Genomic DNA, 13,361 nt, shown 5'->3' on the forward strand with positions numbered 1-13,361 from the left:
GGCACCGATGATCATCGACTGCCATGGGCACTTCACCACAGCGCCGCCGGCACTCGGGGAGTGGCGGAACCGGCAGATACGGGCCGTCGAGGGCGGCGGCGACCCCGCCCCCGCCGCGCCCGCCCCCGCCGACCTCCGCATCGGCGACGACGAGCTGCGCGCGGCCATCGAGGGCAACCAGCTCCGGCTGATGGACGAGCGCGGGATCGACCTCACGGTCTTCTCCCCGCGCGCCTCCTTCATGGCCCACCACATCGGCGACTTCTCGACCTCCTCCCAGTGGGCGGCGATCTGCAACGACCTGGTGCACCGGGTCTGCTCGCTCTATCCGACCCGCTTCGCCCCGGCCGCGATGCTGCCGCAGTCGCCCGGCGTCGACCCGGCGACCTGCGTCCCCGAACTGGTCCGCTGCGCCGAGGAGCTGGGCGTGGTCGCGGTGAACCTCAACCCCGACCCCTCCGGCGGCCACTGGAACGCCCCGCCGCTCACCGACCGGTACTGGTACCCGGTCTACGAGAAGCTGGTGGAGTACGACCTGCCGGCCATGGTGCACGTCAGCACCAGCGTCAACCCGGCCTTCCACACCACCGGTTCGCACTATCTCAACGCCGACACCACGGCCTTCATGCAGCTGCTGCAGGGCGACCTGTTCGCCGACTTCCCCACCCTGCGGCTGGTCATCCCGCACGGCGGCGGGGCGGTGCCGTACCACTGGGGACGGCTGCGCGGGCTCGGCATGGCGCTCGGCAGGCCGCCGCTGGACAAGCACCTGCTGGACAACGTCTTCTTCGACACCTGCGTCTACCACCAGCCCGGCATCGACCTGCTGCTGAAGGTCGTCCCGCGGCGGAACGTCCTCTTCGCCTCCGAGATGATCGGCGCCGTCCGCGGCATCGATCCGGAGACCGGGGAGTACTTCGACGACACCCGCCGCTACGTCGAGTCGGCCGGCCTGCCCGCCGACGAGCTGGCCGCCGTCCAGGAGGGCAACGCCCGCGCGGTCTACCCGCGGCTGGACGCCCTGCTGAAGAGCCAGGGACGCTGAGGGGAGCGACCGCGATGAGCAGCACCACCGGCGGACCCGCCGCCGCCTTCACCAAGACCCCCGGCTGGCTGGACTGGTACCCGAACCCCAGCAGGCCCCGGTTCGCCCTCCCGCCCGGCGCCGTCGACGCCCACTGCCATGTCTTCGGCCCCGGCGCCGAGTTCCCCTACGCGCCCGAGCGCAAGTACACCCCCTGCGACGCCGGCAAGGACCGGCTGTTCGCCCTCCGCGACCACCTCGGCGTCAGCCGCAATGTGGTCGTCCAGGCCACCTGCCACGGTGCCGACAACAGCGCCATGGTGGACGCCGTGCGGGCGGCCGGCGGCCGGGCGCGCGGGGTCGCCACCGTCCGCCCCGACATCGCGGACGCCGAACTGCGCCGGCTGGACGCCGCCGGGGTCCGCGGGGTCCGCTTCAACTTCCTGAAGCGGCTGGTGGATTCGGCGCCCAAGGACGATCTGCGGGCGATCGCGGAGAAGGTCGCGCCGCTCGGCTGGCACGTCGTCATCTACTTCGAGGCCGCCGACCTCGCCGAGCTGGAGGGCTTCTTCGGCTCGCTGCCGACCCCGCTGGTGGTCGACCACATGGGCCGCCCGGACGTCCGGAAGCCGGTCGACGGCGAGGAGTTCGACCGCTTCCTCCGCTTCGTCGACCGCAACAGCGGGGACGGCGGCAGCGGCGGGCGCGGGGTGTGGGTCAAGACCAGCTGCCCCGAGCGGCTCTCGGTGTCCGGGCCGCCCGCGCTGGACGGCGAGTCCCAGGCCTACCAGGACGTGGTGCCGTTCGCCCGCCGGGTCGTCCGGGAGTTCCCGGACCGCGTGCTGTGGGGCAGCGACTGGCCGCACCCCAACCTCACCGGGCACATGCCCGACGACGGGCTGCTGGTGGACTGGATCCCGTGGATCGCCGAGACCGCCGAGCAGCAGCGGAAGCTCCTGGTCGACAACCCGATGCGGCTGTACTGGCCGGAGGAGTCCGCCGGCTGACCCGGCCCCCGCCAACCCCCCACCCACTCACGGCAGGCCACTCATGCAACAGCTCAACATCGCGAACCGGCTGGACAGACTGCCCATCTCGCGCTTCCACCGCACTGCTCTGGTGGCCGTGTCGTTCGCGTACTTCTTCGAATTCGCCGACGTCAACAGCTTCTCCGCGACCTCCCCGCGGCTGATCAAGCTCTGGGGGGTCAGCGTCAGCCAGGTCGCCTATGTGACCTCGCTGTCGTTCGTGGGGATGTTCGTCGGGGCGCTGGTGGCCGGCGGTATCGCCGACCGCTTCGGGCGAAAGCGCGCCCTCACCCTCACCACCATGGGCTTCTCGGTCTTCTCGCTGGCGGCGGTCTTCTCCTGGAACCTGGTCTCGCTGGGCGTGTTCCGGGTGCTCACCTCGGCCGGGCTGTCCGCGATGACCGTGGTCGCGGTGATCTACGTCAACGAGCTGTTCCCCAAGGCGGTCCGGGGCAAGTACCAGGCGTACGCGATCGTGATCGGCATCTGCGGGACGCCGGTCACCAACTTCGTGGCCAGCGCCGTGGTTCCGCTCAACCACTGGTCGTGGCGGCTGGTCTACCTGTGGGGCGCGCTGGGGGCCGTGTACCTCTTCTTCGGCCGGCGGCTGGTGGAGTCCCCGCGCTGGTACGAGAGCCGCGGGGCGACCGAGGAGGCCGACGCGGTGCTGCGGGAGATCGAGCGGCGGGTGGCGGCGGAGAAGGGCCCGCTGGCCGAGCCGGAGCCGCAGTCGGACGTGCCGGCACCGGGCCGGGCGCCGCTCAGACTGCTGCTCCAGCGCCGCTATCTGATGCCCACGCTGCTGCTGACGGTCCTCTGGGTGACCCAGACCATCGGCTTCTTCGGCTACTCGACCTGGGCGCCGACACTGCTGGCCAAGCACGGCTTCAGCGTCGAGAAGTCCATCTTCTACGTGGCCCTCTCCACCGTGGGCGCGCCGCTCGGCTCCTACCTGGCCGCGGTGGTCACCGACCGCTTCGAGCGGAAGTGGTGCCTGGTCGCGTTCGGCAGCGTGATCGCCGTCTGCGGTCTGCTCTACGGGCTCACCTTCAACCCGGTGATGATCGTCGCCTTCGGCTTCCTGGTGAACCTCTTCGAGCGCGGCTACACCGCCCTCGGCTACGCCTACTCGCCGGAGCTGTACGACACCCGCGGCCGCTCACTCGGCACCGGCGTCTCGTACGGCCTCGGCCGGCTCTCCAACGCGGCCGGACCGCTGATCATCGCGGCCCTCTACACCTGGCAGGGCTACCGCAGCGTCTTCATCTTCATCGCCGCCACCTGGCTGGTGGGGGCGATCGTGCTGGCCGTCTTCGGCCCCCGCACCAGGGGGCGCGACCCCGAGGAGGTCGCGGGTGCCGTCGAGGGGGCCGAGCGGGGGTCTCCCGAGACCACGGCCGCCGGCTGAGGGGAGCGGGTCCGACGGCGCTGGGCGGTCCCGCTCAGCGCGGCAGTTCCATCTCGTGTTCCAGGGCGGAGGGGTCGGTGGCCATCGGGGTGCCGGGGCCGGTGCGGACGAATCCGAAGCGGCGGTAGAAGGCCTCGGCGCGGGCGTTGCGCTCGTGGACGTACAGCCGGATGCGCCGGACCCCGTCCACCGAGCGCGCCCAGTCCACCGCGGCCTCGAAGAGCGCCTCGGCCACGCCGGAGCCGCGCTGCCCCGGTCGGACGAAGACGCCGACCAGATGCGCCTGGCGGTGCTCCGGGACGCCGCCGAACACGGCGGGGTCGCCGGGCTCCTCGATCAGCACCGTCACCGAGCCGTCCCAACTCCCGTCCGGCGCCTCGGCGATGAACTGCCGGTGCGGCCCGCCCTCGGCGGCGTCGGCGGCCCGCTCCTGCCAGTGGGCGTCCGGACGGGCGGCCGCCGCCGGATGGTCGTCGAGGAAGGCGATCGGGGCCGCCGGATCGGCGAGCGCGGCCAGCCGCAGCTCCCTGACCTGCCGCCACTCCTCGGGGCGAATGGGCCTGATGATGTGCTCCATGGCCGGATTCTGGGCGGATCGAAGCCCGGGAGCAATGCGTTTTCCGGCTCAGCCGAGCCGGGGCGGCCCCTGCTCCGCCCGACGGCGCATGGCGTCGGCGCTGGTGAGGCGGTCGTCCCAGGGCATGGTCTCCTGCCACCAGGTGGCGCCCGCCTCGGCCAGCGGGGCCAGCAGTTCGCCGGCCTCGGCGGGGCCGGCCGGGGTGGCGCCGCAGACGGCCAGGTCGAACCCGGTTTCCGGGGAGGCGGCGCCGGCCTCCGAGCGGCAGGCGTCCAGGAAGGCGCGCACCTCCCGGACCACCGCCGGCTTCGGCGGCGCGGCCTGCTCCACCCCGCCGAGCATCGGGAAGGCGCCGTCCCAGCGCGCGGCCCGGCGCATGGGCGCCCGGTTCGGCCAGTTGCCGCCGATCCACACCGGCACCCGCCGGCCGCGTACCGGTGTCGGGCGGAAGGCCACCTCCTCGACGGTGACGTGCTCGCCGTGGAAGCTCACCGTCTCGCCGGACCACAGCAGGTCCAGGGCGGTCAGCCCCTCGTCCAGGCGGGCGGCCACCGTCCGCGGATCGGTGGGCTCGCCGAAGCTGCCGAACTCGTCCTCCAGCGGGGCGCCGAGGCCCGCGGCGAAGACCACCCGGCCGCCGCTCAGCCGGTCCAGGGTGGTCACCTGGCGGGCCAGGGTGGAGACCCGGCGGCGGGCCACCGGGGTCAGCATCGCCCCGAGCCGGATCCGCGCGGTGGCCAGCGCGGCCGCGGTGAGGAGGATCCACGGGTCGGCGATGTCCACCCGGGTCTTCTTCTCGAAGACCACGTGGTCCCAGACGAACAGCCCGTCCCAGCCGGCCTCCTCGGCCCGCCGGGCCAGGTCGGCGACCGTCCGCGGATCGGCGAAGTCGCCGAAGTTGGGGACGTTCACGGCGCAGCGCATTCGCATAGGCGTGATCCTCCGGGCCCCGGCAGACCCGGTCAAGCCCGCGATCAGAACGGTGCCGCCGGGGCCGCCGGCTCACCAGGCCGCCGGGCCGGCCCGGTCGAAGAAGCCGCCGGTGGGGCCGTCCGGGCCGATCAGCGCCATCCGCACGATGGCCTCGGCGCCCTCCCGCACGGTCTGCGTGCCGGAGTGGCCGTTGAGGTCGGTCGCGGTGTGGCCCGGGTCCACGGTGTTGAACCGCATCCGGGGGTAGGCCCTGGCGTACTGCGAGGTGACCATCACCAGTGCGGTCTTGGACGAGGGGTAGTCCAGGGCCGAGATGGTGGACTCGACCCGGCCGGGGTCGTTGGTGGCCGCGACCGAGCCCATACCGCTGCCGACGTTGACCACCACGGCGGCCGGGCTCTCGGCGAGCAGGGGCAGGAAGGCGCGGGTGACCCGCACCGCGCCGAAGACGTTGGTGTCGAAGGTGGCCAGCATGTCCGCGCCGGTGGTCGCGCCGACCGGCTTCCGCGAGCCGATCACGCCGGCGTTGTTGACCAGCACGTCCAGTCCGCCGCCCGCCTCCCGGACGGTCTCGGCCGCGGCCTCGGCGGAGGCCGGGCCGTGCTCCGCCGTGACGTCCAGCCGGACGAAGCGGGCGCCGAGCGACTCGGCGGCCCGCCGGCCGCGCTCGGGGTCGCGGGCGGCGATCCATACGGTGTGCCCGGCCTCGGTCAGGCGGCGGGCGGTCTCGTGGCCGAGGCCCTTGTTGGCCCCGGTGATCAGGGTGACTGTCATGCCTCCGAGTGTCGGCGCGGGCGGCCGCGGCGGACGAGTACCCGGCTCTGCCCAGGGACTCGCAGTACCAGGCTGCCGGCGCCGTCCGCGGCGATACTGGGGGGATGAACGGACCCACCGAACTGGGCCGGGCGCTGCGCGGCTGGCGCGACCGGTTGACCCCGGAGGAGGCCGGGCTGCCGGCCGGCGGCATGACGGGCGGCGTACGGCGCGCGGCCGGGCTGCGCCGCGAGGAGCTGGCGCAGCTCGCCGGGCTCTCCGTGGACTACCTGGTCAGGCTGGAGCAGGGCAGGTCGACGGCGCCCTCGGGGTCGGTCCTGGCCGCGCTGGCCCGCGCGCTGCGGCTGTCCGCCGCCGAGCGCGAGCACCTCTACCTGCTGGGCGGGCAGCCGGTGCCGGGGCCCGGGGTGATCTCGCAGCACGTCACGCCGGGGGTGTTCCGGCTGCTGGACCGCCTGGAGGGGGTGCCGCTGAGCGTCTGCGACGCGGCCTGGAACCTGGTGCTGTGGAACCCGATGTGGGCCGCGCTGATGGGGGACATGTCGGGGCTCCGCGGCCACCAGCGGAACATCGTCTGGCGGCACTTCAGCGCCCTGCCGGACCGGGTCCACAAGACGCCGGAGGAGCGGGACGCGTTCCGCGCCTCGGTCGTCTCCGACCTCCGCTCGGCCACCGCCCGCTACCCGGACGACCCGGGGCTGCGCGCACTGGTCCGCGAACTGCTGGAGACCAGCGAGGAGTTCGCCGCGGTGTGGCGGAGCGGGGCGGTCGGCGCCCACGAGGCCGCCACCAAGACCGTGCTCCACCCCCAGATCGGCCCGATCGAACTGGACTGCGACATCCTGCTGGCCCCCGGGAGCGATCTGCGGATCATCGCGTACACCGCCCCGGCCGGCAGCGAGGCGGCCGAGCGGCTGAAACTGCTCGGGGTGATCGGCGGCACGGAGTTCCGCGGGTTTCACCCCGAGGAGGGGGAGCTGGCATCATCGCCGGGTGAGTGATGGACAGGAAGCGGCTGCCGAGGCGGCCGGGACGAAGGCCGGGATGATCGCGGCGTGTGACGGGGCCTGCAAGCGGAACCCGGGCCCCGCGGCCTGGGCCTGGGTGCTGGCGGACGCCTCGGCGCGGCCGGTGCGCTGGGCGGCGGGCGCGCTCGGGCAGGCCACCAACAACATCGCGGAGCTGACCGCGCTGGCCCGGCTGCTGGAGTCCACCGACCCGGCGGTTCCGCTGGAGATCCGGCTGGACAGCACCTACACCCGGGACGCGGTCACCAAGTGGCTGCCCGGCTGGAAGCGCAAGGGCTGGAAGACGGCGGCCGGAAAGCCGGTGGCCAACCAGGAGCTGATCGTCCGGATCGACGCCCTGCTGGCCGGCCGGGAGGTCCGCTTCGTCTACGTCCCGGCGCACCAGGTGGACGGCGACCCGCTGAACGCGATCGCGGACAAGGCCGCCAGCGACTCGGCGATCAGCCAGCAGGACGCGAGCGGCGACGCCTCGAACCTGCCGGTGCCGGGCCCGGTGGTGCAGAAGTCCCGGCCGGCCAGGAAGCCGGCCAACGGCTCCACCGCGGCGGCCGGCGGCAACGGCGGACCGCGCGGCGGGAGCTCGGCCGGCGGAGCGGCCGGCGGCGGTTCCGGCAGCGGCTCCAGCAGCGCTTCCGGCGGCGGCCGGGTGCCGACCGTCAAGGCCCGGTTCGCCGGGACCTGCAGCTGCGGCCGCGGCTACGGCAAGGGCGAGCTGATCGGCAAGGGTCCCTCCGGCTGGGGGCATCTCGACTGCGCCAAGTCGCCCTCCGGGGCCACTGGCTGACGTACCGTCAGCGATTCGGTCAGGTCGCGTCGCCGAGGGCGGTGACCAGCGCCGCGACATAGGCGTGGAAGACCGCGGTGCGCTGGGCCCCGATCGCCCCCGCGGCCTCCAGCGCCGAGGAGTGCCGCGGGCCGTCCGGGAAGAAGGCCTCGCGCTGCCCGCTGCTCAGTTCGAGCTGGACGCCGGCGCCCGAGCGGTTGCGGTTGCAGATGTTGCGCGGCGAGGAGCCGTTGATGGCGACCGGCGTGGACTCCCCGTCCACCGCGAAGCCGGCCGCGCCCAGGGCCGCCGCTATCCGCTCGCCGAGGACGGTGTCCGCCCCGCCGAGGTGGGTGAGCGGGCGGGCGCCGGCCGCCCCGTGGTAGCTCACCGTGTGCCGGACGCTGCGCTGCAGGTCGACGCAGAGCGGCTCGTCGTACCTGGTCGAGGTGATGTGGAGGCGGCGGTTGCCGGTGGGCCGGAGCGCCTCGAAGCAGTACAGGTTGTGCCCGAGCGCCTCCGCGACCGCCTTGGCCAGCTCCCCGGTCCCGCCCTCCAGGCCGCCGGCGTGGATCGCCAGCTGGGCGACCCCCGATCCGGTGCGGCGCTCGACGATCCGGTAGTCCACGCCTTCCGTGCAGTGCGCCTGGAGCGCCGGCCAGTTGCGGTAGTGATCGGGCATATGGTCATTTTGGCAGGCCGTAGTACCGGGTTCGCTTACGATCGGCGGATGCCGCTGCGCTTCACGCTGGTCACCGCCGCCCGCTGCGGCCCGCTGCTGGACGAGCGCTTCGACGACGGCCGCCCGCTGGACTCGGTCGGACTCCACGAGGCCGGGCAGGCCGCCGAGCGGCTGTACGACCTGGGGCTGCCCGGGGCCCCGCAGCGGTACTGCTCCCCCTCCCCGCGCGCCCGGCAGACCGGCGCCGTCCTCGGGATCGCCCCGCTGGCCCAACCCGCCCTGCGCGACTGCGACATGGGCCGCTGGGCGGGCGGCCGGCTGGACCAGGTGATGGCCCGCGAGCCGGAGGCGGTCGACTCCTGGCTGGCGGACCCGCGCCGCGCCCCGTACGGCGGCGAGCCGCTGACCACGTTCATCGCCCGGGTCGGCCACTGGATGGACACCCGCACCGGGGACGAGCCCGGCGGCCCGGTGGCGGGCGACCGGGGCCCCGGGATCGTGGCGGTGGTCGATCCCGGGGTGGCCCGGGCCGCCGTGGTCTACTCGCTCGGCGTCCCGCCGCAGGTCTTCTGGCGGCTCGATCCGCAGCCGATGTCGCTGCTGCGGATCGCCGGCGAGCGAGGCTCCTGGACGGTGCGCTTCCAGCCCTGACCGTCGCCCCGGGGCCCGCTGTCGGGGCCGCCCCGGGGGGTGGAGCGGGATCAGGCGCCGGCGGCGGTGACCACCGCGTCGGTGGCGAAGCCCAGGGTGAGGCCGAGGAGGATCATCCAGGTCGTCAACTCCTTGAAGCCGGCCCGCCGGGCGACCGCGAGGAGTTCGACGACCACGTACAGGATGGAGCCGGCCGCCAGGCCGAGGAAGGCCGTCGACAGGGTGTCGTCGACCACGTGCTGGCCGACCAGGGTGCCGAGGAAGGTCGGGCCGCCGCCGATCAGCCCGAGCAGCGCCAGCGAGCCCCAGGACGGGCGCTCGCCCTCGGCGGCCAGCGGGGCCACGATGCCGAAGCCCTCGGTGGCGTTGTGCAGCCCGAAACCGATGATCAGCAGCACGGCGAGGGAGAGTTCGCCGCGGGCCGCCGAGTTGCCGATGGCCAGGCCCTCGGCGAAGTTGTGGAGCCCGATGCCGACCGCGATCATCGACGCCAGTCCGGCGGCCCGGGAGCGGGTCGCGCCGAGCTCGGCGGAGTCCGCCGCGCCGGGGCCGTGCGCCGGGCGCGCCCGCCGGGCGGCCATCCAGCGGTCGTAGTAGATCAGGCCCATCAGCCCGACGGCCACGCCGACGATCATCACCAGGCCGCCGGTCAGCGCCGTGCCCCAGTGGTGGTCGGAGAGGGCGGAGTCGGTCGGCTCCCAGGCGTGGGTGAGGACGTCCCAGATGAGGAACAGCAGGATGCCGATGGCCACCGCGTTCAGTCCGGCCCGGAGCCGGGGCGCGGGGGAGCGCAGCCGGCCGAGGGGGAGGCCGAGGTAGATGGTGAACCCTGCGATCGCGCCGAGGAGGGCTATCTGAGATGTGGTCACGTCAGGCGTTCCAAGCACTGGGGCGGGTGGGCGACCGGCTGAGCATAAGGTAGGTAAGGCAGTCCTAACAATTATCCCCAGGTTCCGGAAGGGTACCCCCGCCCCCGATCGGGGCTCAGTCCGCCGGGCGCGGCTCCCGGACGATCAGCACCGAGCAGTGGGCGTACTGGGCCACGTGCTGGCTCACCGAGCCGAGGAGGAGCCCGCGGAATCCTCCGTAGCCGCGGCTGCCGACCGCCAGCAGCTGCGCCCCTTCGGCCGCCTCCAGCAGCGCCTGCGCGGGGGAGCCCTGGACCACGGTGGCGCGGACGAAGTCCGGCGCCTCCCCGCCGAGGGCGTTGCGCACCGCCTCGGCGAGCTCCTCCTCGGCCTGCTGCTGGAAGGTCCGCATCGGGCGGGCGACGCCGGCCGCGGCCTCCGCCGCGTCCTCCAGCGCGCTCGGCACCGAGGAGAACAGCCCGGGCGGCTGCCAGGCCATCACCGCGTGGACGGCCGAGCCGGTCAGCCGCGCCTGCGCGACGGCCGCGCGCAGCGCCTCCGCCGAGTACCCGGAGCCGTCCACGCCGACGACGATGTACGGGGGGATGTCGGTCTCGGTCACGCCGGCGCCTCCGAGGTGCGGTGGGCTGGGGATGATTCGGTCAGAAGCTACCATCCGTCGCCAATCGGGCGGTTGAGGCGCGACGCGGTCCCCGGAAGCCGCCGGGCCCGGGGGTAGCGTCGGGGCCATGACCGACGACACGAACCTCTACGACATCCCTCTGCGCACCCTGGACGGCGCCGAGGCCGGCCTCGGCGATTACCGCGGCAAGACGCTGCTGCTGGTCAACGTCGCCTCCAAGTGCGGACTCACCCCGCAGTACGAGGGGCTCCAGCGGCTCCAGGAGACCTACGGCGAGCGCGGTTTCACCGTCCTCGGCTTCCCCTGCAACCAGTTCGGCGGGCAGGAGCCGGGCTCCCCGGAGGAGATCCGGACGTTCTGCTCCACCACCTACGGGGTGGACTTCCCCCTCTTCGAGAAGATCGACGTCAACGGCCCCGACCGGCACCCGCTCTACGCCAGGCTGACGGCCACGGCGGACGCCTCGGGCGAGGCCGGGGACATCCAGTGGAACTTCGAGAAGTTCCTGATCGGCCCGGACGGCTCGGTCGCCGGCCGGTTCCGCCCGCGGACCGAGCCGGAGGCGGCGGAGATCGTCTCGGCGATCGAGGCCCGGCTGCCCGCGGCGGACTGAGACCACACGGAGTAGCCGCGGTGGCCGCCGCGCGCGGGGCGACCTTAGCGTTCCCAGCAGTAGCCCGTCCGTGACGCGTAGTGAGGAGACTGGGCATGCCAGGCAAGTTCGAGGTCTACCGCGAGGGCACCGACAAGACGGCCGAGTACCGCTTCCGGCTGAAGACCACGCAGGGAGAGGTCATCGCGGTGAGCGCGCCGTACGACTCCCGCGAGGCGTGCGAGCGCAGCATCGAGTCGGTCCGCAAGTGCGCCCCCTACGCCAAGCTGGTCGACTCCGAGGTCGAGCCGGTCTGAGCCGCCCCGCGCGGACGCCGCGGCCGGCGGCGGAGCAGCTTGGGCCGAGGGAGGCCCAGCGCCCGCTGCCGGCCGCGGCGCCGTGGCCTCCCGGCCGCGCGCCTCCCCGCGCCTCCTACTCGCCCTGGGGGCGGATGCGGGGCCGTTCGGCGACGAGCCGGTCCCGGGAGGCCAGCGCTCCGCAGAGCGCCTGGGGGAGCAGCGCGGCGGCCAGCAGGACCAGCGGGAGCGTCCACGAACCCGTCGCATCGTGCGAAGCGCCCAGCACCGCCGGCCCGAACGCGGCCAGCACATAGCCGAAACCCTGCGCGTTGCTGGAGAGTTGGGAAGCGATCCGGGCGTCCGGCGCCCGCTGCACGATGAACAGCAGGGCCAGCGAGATCGCCGCCCCCTGCCCCAGCCCCAGCAGCACCATCCACAGGTACGCCCCGCCCACCGGCGCCGCCAGCAGCCCCGCGAACCCGGCCCCGCACAGCACCGCTCCGAGGACCGCGATCGCGCCCGCCCCCAGCCGCCGCCCGGAGACCACCGGCGCCAGGAACGAGCCGGTGATGCCGAGCAGCGAGGAGAGCGACAGCATCCAGCCGGCCTGTCCCGCGTCCATCCCCGCCGACTCCAGGACCGTCGGCAGCCAGGCCGCCGCCGCGTAGTAGTTGAGCGACTGCAGTCCCATGTACAGCGTCACCGCCCAGGCCAGCGGCGAGGACCAGAGCCCCCGCACGGCCCGCGCGCCGGTCCGCGGCACCGGCCCGGCCGCCCGCGCCCGCGGCGCCCACACCGCGATCGCCACCGCCGCGAGGAAGCCCCAACAGGCCAGCGTGGTACGCCAGTCCAGGCCGGCCGCGGTGCCGACCGGTACGGTCACCCCGGCCGCCAGCGCCGCACCGCCGAAGAGCGACATCGAGTAGAGGCCGGTCATCAGCCCGGTCCGGCCCGCGAAGTCCCGCTTGATCAGCGCGGGCAGCAGCACGTTGGCCACCGCGATCCCGGCGCCCACCAGGACCGATCCGCCGAACAGCGCCCACTCCGCGGCCACCAGGCGCAGCGCCGTGCCGCCCAGCACGAACGCCATGCTGCCCAGCAGTGTCCGCTCCAGGCCCCAGCGGCGGCCCGCGCGGGGCGCCAGCGGCGCCAGCAGACCGAAGCAGAGCAGCGGCAGCGAGGTCAGCAGGCTGAGTTCGGCGGAGCTCATCCCGCTGGCCGCCTTGATGGTCGGCGCCAGCGGGGAGACCGCGACCAGCGCCGGCCGCAGGTTCAGGGCCAGCAGGATCACGCCTGTGCCCAGCCAGACCGTCCCGCCCCGGCGCGGGGCCCCGGTCTGCGCGGTGGGCGCGGCGGTCCGGCTTCCCGCGGTCATCCGTCCTCCCCGGGGTGCGCGCGGTCCTGCTCCTGGAACTGCCGTACCGCCTCCCGGGATTCGGCGAGATGCGCCAGGGCGATCCGTTCGGCGGCCTCGGCGTCGCCGGCCTCGATGGCGTCCGCCATCGCCGCGTGCTGGTCGGCCTGCAGCCGCATGTCGTCCGGCAGCGGGGCGGCGACCACCAGCCGCAGCGTGCTCCACAACGCCTCGCTGAAGTGCTCGTACAGCTCGGCGAGCACGGGGTTGCGGGTGGCCGCGACGACCGCGCGGTGGAACCGGACGTCGGCGTCGACCAGCGCGTCCATGTCCCCGTCCGCCCAGGCCCGCTGACGGTCCGTCAGGGCGGCGCGCAGCGCGGCCACGTCCGCCGGGGTGCGGCGTTCGGCGGCGTGCCGGGCGGCGTCCCGCTCCAGCGAGGCCCGTACCTCGTAGGCGTCCAGCGCGCCGGCCCGGCGCAGCCTGCGCTGCATGGCGGCGGCGAAGTCGCTGCTGGCGCGGACGTAGGTGCCGTCACCCTGGCGGGGCTCCAGCAGACCGGTGTGGACCAGTGCCCGGACCGCCTCGCGGACGGTGTTGCGACCCACGCCCAGCTCCTCGACCAGCTGCGGTTCGGCCGGGATCTTCGTCCCGACCGGCCACTCGCCGTTCTCGACCAGCCGCTGGAGCTGCTCGATCACCTGGCCGACCAGGTTCGTCCGCGGGGTGCTCTGCAAAGGCATGGAAAGATGGGAAC

General features: G+C 74.1%; 16 protein-coding genes. 8 read left to right on the forward strand and 8 right to left on the reverse strand.

The annotated features are described in order from the left end of the window. Positions 1–7: 7 nt before the first annotated feature. Genes BS73_RS27580 through BS73_RS27590 form a run of 3 tightly spaced genes read left to right on the forward strand, consistent with a single transcriptional unit; the run spans position 8 to position 3,460 of the window. The gene (locus tag BS73_RS27580; protein WP_037576993.1) at positions 8–1,045 is read left to right on the forward strand and encodes an amidohydrolase family protein; all 1,038 of its coding nucleotides are present in this window, start codon (positions 8–10) and stop codon (positions 1,043–1,045) included. Between the two features lie 14 nt (positions 1,046–1,059). Further along, positions 1,060–2,031 (forward strand): amidohydrolase family protein, encoded by a 972-nt coding sequence (locus BS73_RS27585; RefSeq protein WP_051940878.1) that lies wholly within the window; start codon positions 1,060–1,062, stop codon positions 2,029–2,031. Positions 2,032–2,074: 43 nt separating this feature from the next. Then, positions 2,075–3,460, forward strand: a complete 1,386-nt coding sequence (locus tag BS73_RS27590; protein WP_037576997.1) for an MFS transporter — start codon at positions 2,075–2,077, stop codon at positions 3,458–3,460. A 34-nt stretch (positions 3,461–3,494) separates the two neighbouring features. Here the strand turns inward: BS73_RS27590 and BS73_RS27595 are convergent, their stop codons facing one another. The 3 genes from BS73_RS27595 to BS73_RS27605 form a co-directional block, all read right to left on the reverse strand. Continuing rightward, a complete protein-coding gene (locus tag BS73_RS27595; RefSeq protein ID WP_037577000.1) occupies positions 3,495–4,037 on the reverse strand; it encodes a GNAT family N-acetyltransferase in 543 nt (180 codons plus the stop codon). A gap of 48 nt (positions 4,038–4,085) precedes the next feature. Continuing rightward, positions 4,086–4,961: an LLM class flavin-dependent oxidoreductase gene (locus BS73_RS27600; protein WP_037577003.1), complete on the reverse strand. Its 876-nt coding sequence runs from the start codon at positions 4,959–4,961 to the stop codon at positions 4,086–4,088. A gap of 78 nt (positions 4,962–5,039) precedes the next feature. Then, positions 5,040–5,744, reverse strand: a complete 705-nt coding sequence (locus tag BS73_RS27605) for an SDR family NAD(P)-dependent oxidoreductase (RefSeq protein WP_037577006.1) — start codon at positions 5,742–5,744, stop codon at positions 5,040–5,042. Positions 5,745–5,848: 104 nt separating this feature from the next. On the opposite strand from BS73_RS27605, the gene BS73_RS27610 reads away from it, so the two are divergent. Both BS73_RS27610 and BS73_RS27615 read left to right on the forward strand, forming a co-directional pair. Then, complete coding sequence (locus BS73_RS27610) at positions 5,849–6,745, forward strand: helix-turn-helix domain-containing protein (protein WP_051940882.1); 897 nt, start codon at positions 5,849–5,851, stop codon at positions 6,743–6,745. 43 nt (positions 6,746–6,788) lie between these two features. Continuing rightward, the gene (locus BS73_RS27615; protein ID WP_037577009.1) at positions 6,789–7,556 is read left to right on the forward strand and encodes a ribonuclease H family protein; all 768 of its coding nucleotides are present in this window, start codon (positions 6,789–6,791) and stop codon (positions 7,554–7,556) included. A gap of 19 nt (positions 7,557–7,575) precedes the next feature. Here BS73_RS27615 and BS73_RS27620 read toward each other — a convergent pair whose 3' ends face one another. Continuing rightward, on the reverse strand, positions 7,576–8,217 hold the full coding sequence (locus BS73_RS27620; RefSeq protein ID WP_051940885.1) for a poly-gamma-glutamate hydrolase family protein: 642 nt from the start codon (positions 8,215–8,217) through the stop codon (positions 7,576–7,578). 48 nt (positions 8,218–8,265) lie between these two features. Here BS73_RS27620 and BS73_RS27625 point away from each other — a divergent pair, with 48 nt between their 5' ends. Continuing rightward, the gene (locus tag BS73_RS27625; protein ID WP_037577012.1) at positions 8,266–8,868 is read left to right on the forward strand and encodes a histidine phosphatase family protein; all 603 of its coding nucleotides are present in this window, start codon (positions 8,266–8,268) and stop codon (positions 8,866–8,868) included. Positions 8,869–8,918: 50 nt separating this feature from the next. On the opposite strand, the gene BS73_RS27630 is transcribed toward BS73_RS27625, so the two are convergent. Next, complete coding sequence (locus tag BS73_RS27630; RefSeq protein ID WP_037577014.1) at positions 8,919–9,737, reverse strand: ZIP family metal transporter; 819 nt, start codon at positions 9,735–9,737, stop codon at positions 8,919–8,921. Positions 9,738–9,852: 115 nt separating this feature from the next. After that, on the reverse strand, positions 9,853–10,338 hold the full coding sequence (locus BS73_RS27635; RefSeq protein ID WP_037577017.1) for a universal stress protein: 486 nt from the start codon (positions 10,336–10,338) through the stop codon (positions 9,853–9,855). Positions 10,339–10,465: 127 nt separating this feature from the next. On the opposite strand from BS73_RS27635, the gene BS73_RS27640 reads away from it, so the two are divergent. Continuing rightward, complete coding sequence (locus BS73_RS27640) at positions 10,466–10,972, forward strand: glutathione peroxidase (protein ID WP_037577019.1); 507 nt, start codon at positions 10,466–10,468, stop codon at positions 10,970–10,972. Positions 10,973–11,067: 95 nt separating this feature from the next. Continuing rightward, the gene (locus BS73_RS27645; protein WP_037577023.1) at positions 11,068–11,268 is read left to right on the forward strand and encodes a YegP family protein; all 201 of its coding nucleotides are present in this window, start codon (positions 11,068–11,070) and stop codon (positions 11,266–11,268) included. Between the two features lie 115 nt (positions 11,269–11,383). On the opposite strand, the gene BS73_RS27650 is transcribed toward BS73_RS27645, so the two are convergent. Continuing rightward, on the reverse strand, positions 11,384–12,625 hold the full coding sequence (locus BS73_RS27650; RefSeq protein WP_051940888.1) for a CynX/NimT family MFS transporter: 1,242 nt from the start codon (positions 12,623–12,625) through the stop codon (positions 11,384–11,386). Continuing rightward, a complete protein-coding gene (locus BS73_RS27655) occupies positions 12,622–13,347 on the reverse strand; it encodes a FadR/GntR family transcriptional regulator (RefSeq protein ID WP_037577024.1) in 726 nt (241 codons plus the stop codon). The genes BS73_RS27650 and BS73_RS27655 overlap by 4 nt, the downstream gene beginning before the upstream one ends. Between the last annotated feature and the right edge of the window lie 14 nt (positions 13,348–13,361).

This window comes from Phaeacidiphilus oryzae TH49 (genome assembly GCF_000744815.1).
GTDB classification, from domain to species: domain Bacteria; phylum Actinomycetota; class Actinomycetes; order Streptomycetales; family Streptomycetaceae; genus Phaeacidiphilus; species Phaeacidiphilus oryzae.

Excerpts from the sequence above, each read along its gene's own strand:
- BS73_RS27625 (WP_037577012.1), top strand. The coding sequence starts at position 8,266 with ATGCCGCTGCGCTTCACGCTGGTCACCGCCGCCCGCTGCGGCCCGCTG.
- BS73_RS27645 (WP_037577023.1), top strand. The coding sequence starts at position 11,068 with ATGCCAGGCAAGTTCGAGGTCTACCGCGAGGGCACCGACAAGACGGCC.
- BS73_RS27615 (WP_037577009.1), top strand. The coding sequence starts at position 6,789 with ATGATCGCGGCGTGTGACGGGGCCTGCAAGCGGAACCCGGGCCCCGCG.
- BS73_RS27605 (WP_037577006.1), bottom strand. The coding sequence starts at position 5,744 with ATGACAGTCACCCTGATCACCGGGGCCAACAAGGGCCTCGGCCACGAG.
- BS73_RS27655 (WP_037577024.1), bottom strand. The coding sequence starts at position 13,347 with ATGCCTTTGCAGAGCACCCCGCGGACGAACCTGGTCGGCCAGGTGATC.
- BS73_RS27650 (WP_051940888.1), bottom strand. The coding sequence starts at position 12,625 with ATGACCGCGGGAAGCCGGACCGCCGCGCCCACCGCGCAGACCGGGGCC.
- BS73_RS27590 (WP_037576997.1), top strand. The coding sequence starts at position 2,075 with ATGCAACAGCTCAACATCGCGAACCGGCTGGACAGACTGCCCATCTCG.
- BS73_RS27620 (WP_051940885.1), bottom strand. The coding sequence starts at position 8,217 with ATGCCCGATCACTACCGCAACTGGCCGGCGCTCCAGGCGCACTGCACG.
- BS73_RS27640 (WP_037577019.1), top strand. The coding sequence starts at position 10,466 with ATGACCGACGACACGAACCTCTACGACATCCCTCTGCGCACCCTGGAC.
- BS73_RS27600 (WP_037577003.1), bottom strand. The coding sequence starts at position 4,961 with ATGCGCTGCGCCGTGAACGTCCCCAACTTCGGCGACTTCGCCGATCCG.
- BS73_RS27585 (WP_051940878.1), top strand. The coding sequence starts at position 1,060 with ATGAGCAGCACCACCGGCGGACCCGCCGCCGCCTTCACCAAGACCCCC.
- BS73_RS27595 (WP_037577000.1), bottom strand. The coding sequence starts at position 4,037 with ATGGAGCACATCATCAGGCCCATTCGCCCCGAGGAGTGGCGGCAGGTC.
- BS73_RS27610 (WP_051940882.1), top strand. The coding sequence starts at position 5,849 with ATGAACGGACCCACCGAACTGGGCCGGGCGCTGCGCGGCTGGCGCGAC.
- BS73_RS27580 (WP_037576993.1), top strand. The coding sequence starts at position 8 with ATGATCATCGACTGCCATGGGCACTTCACCACAGCGCCGCCGGCACTC.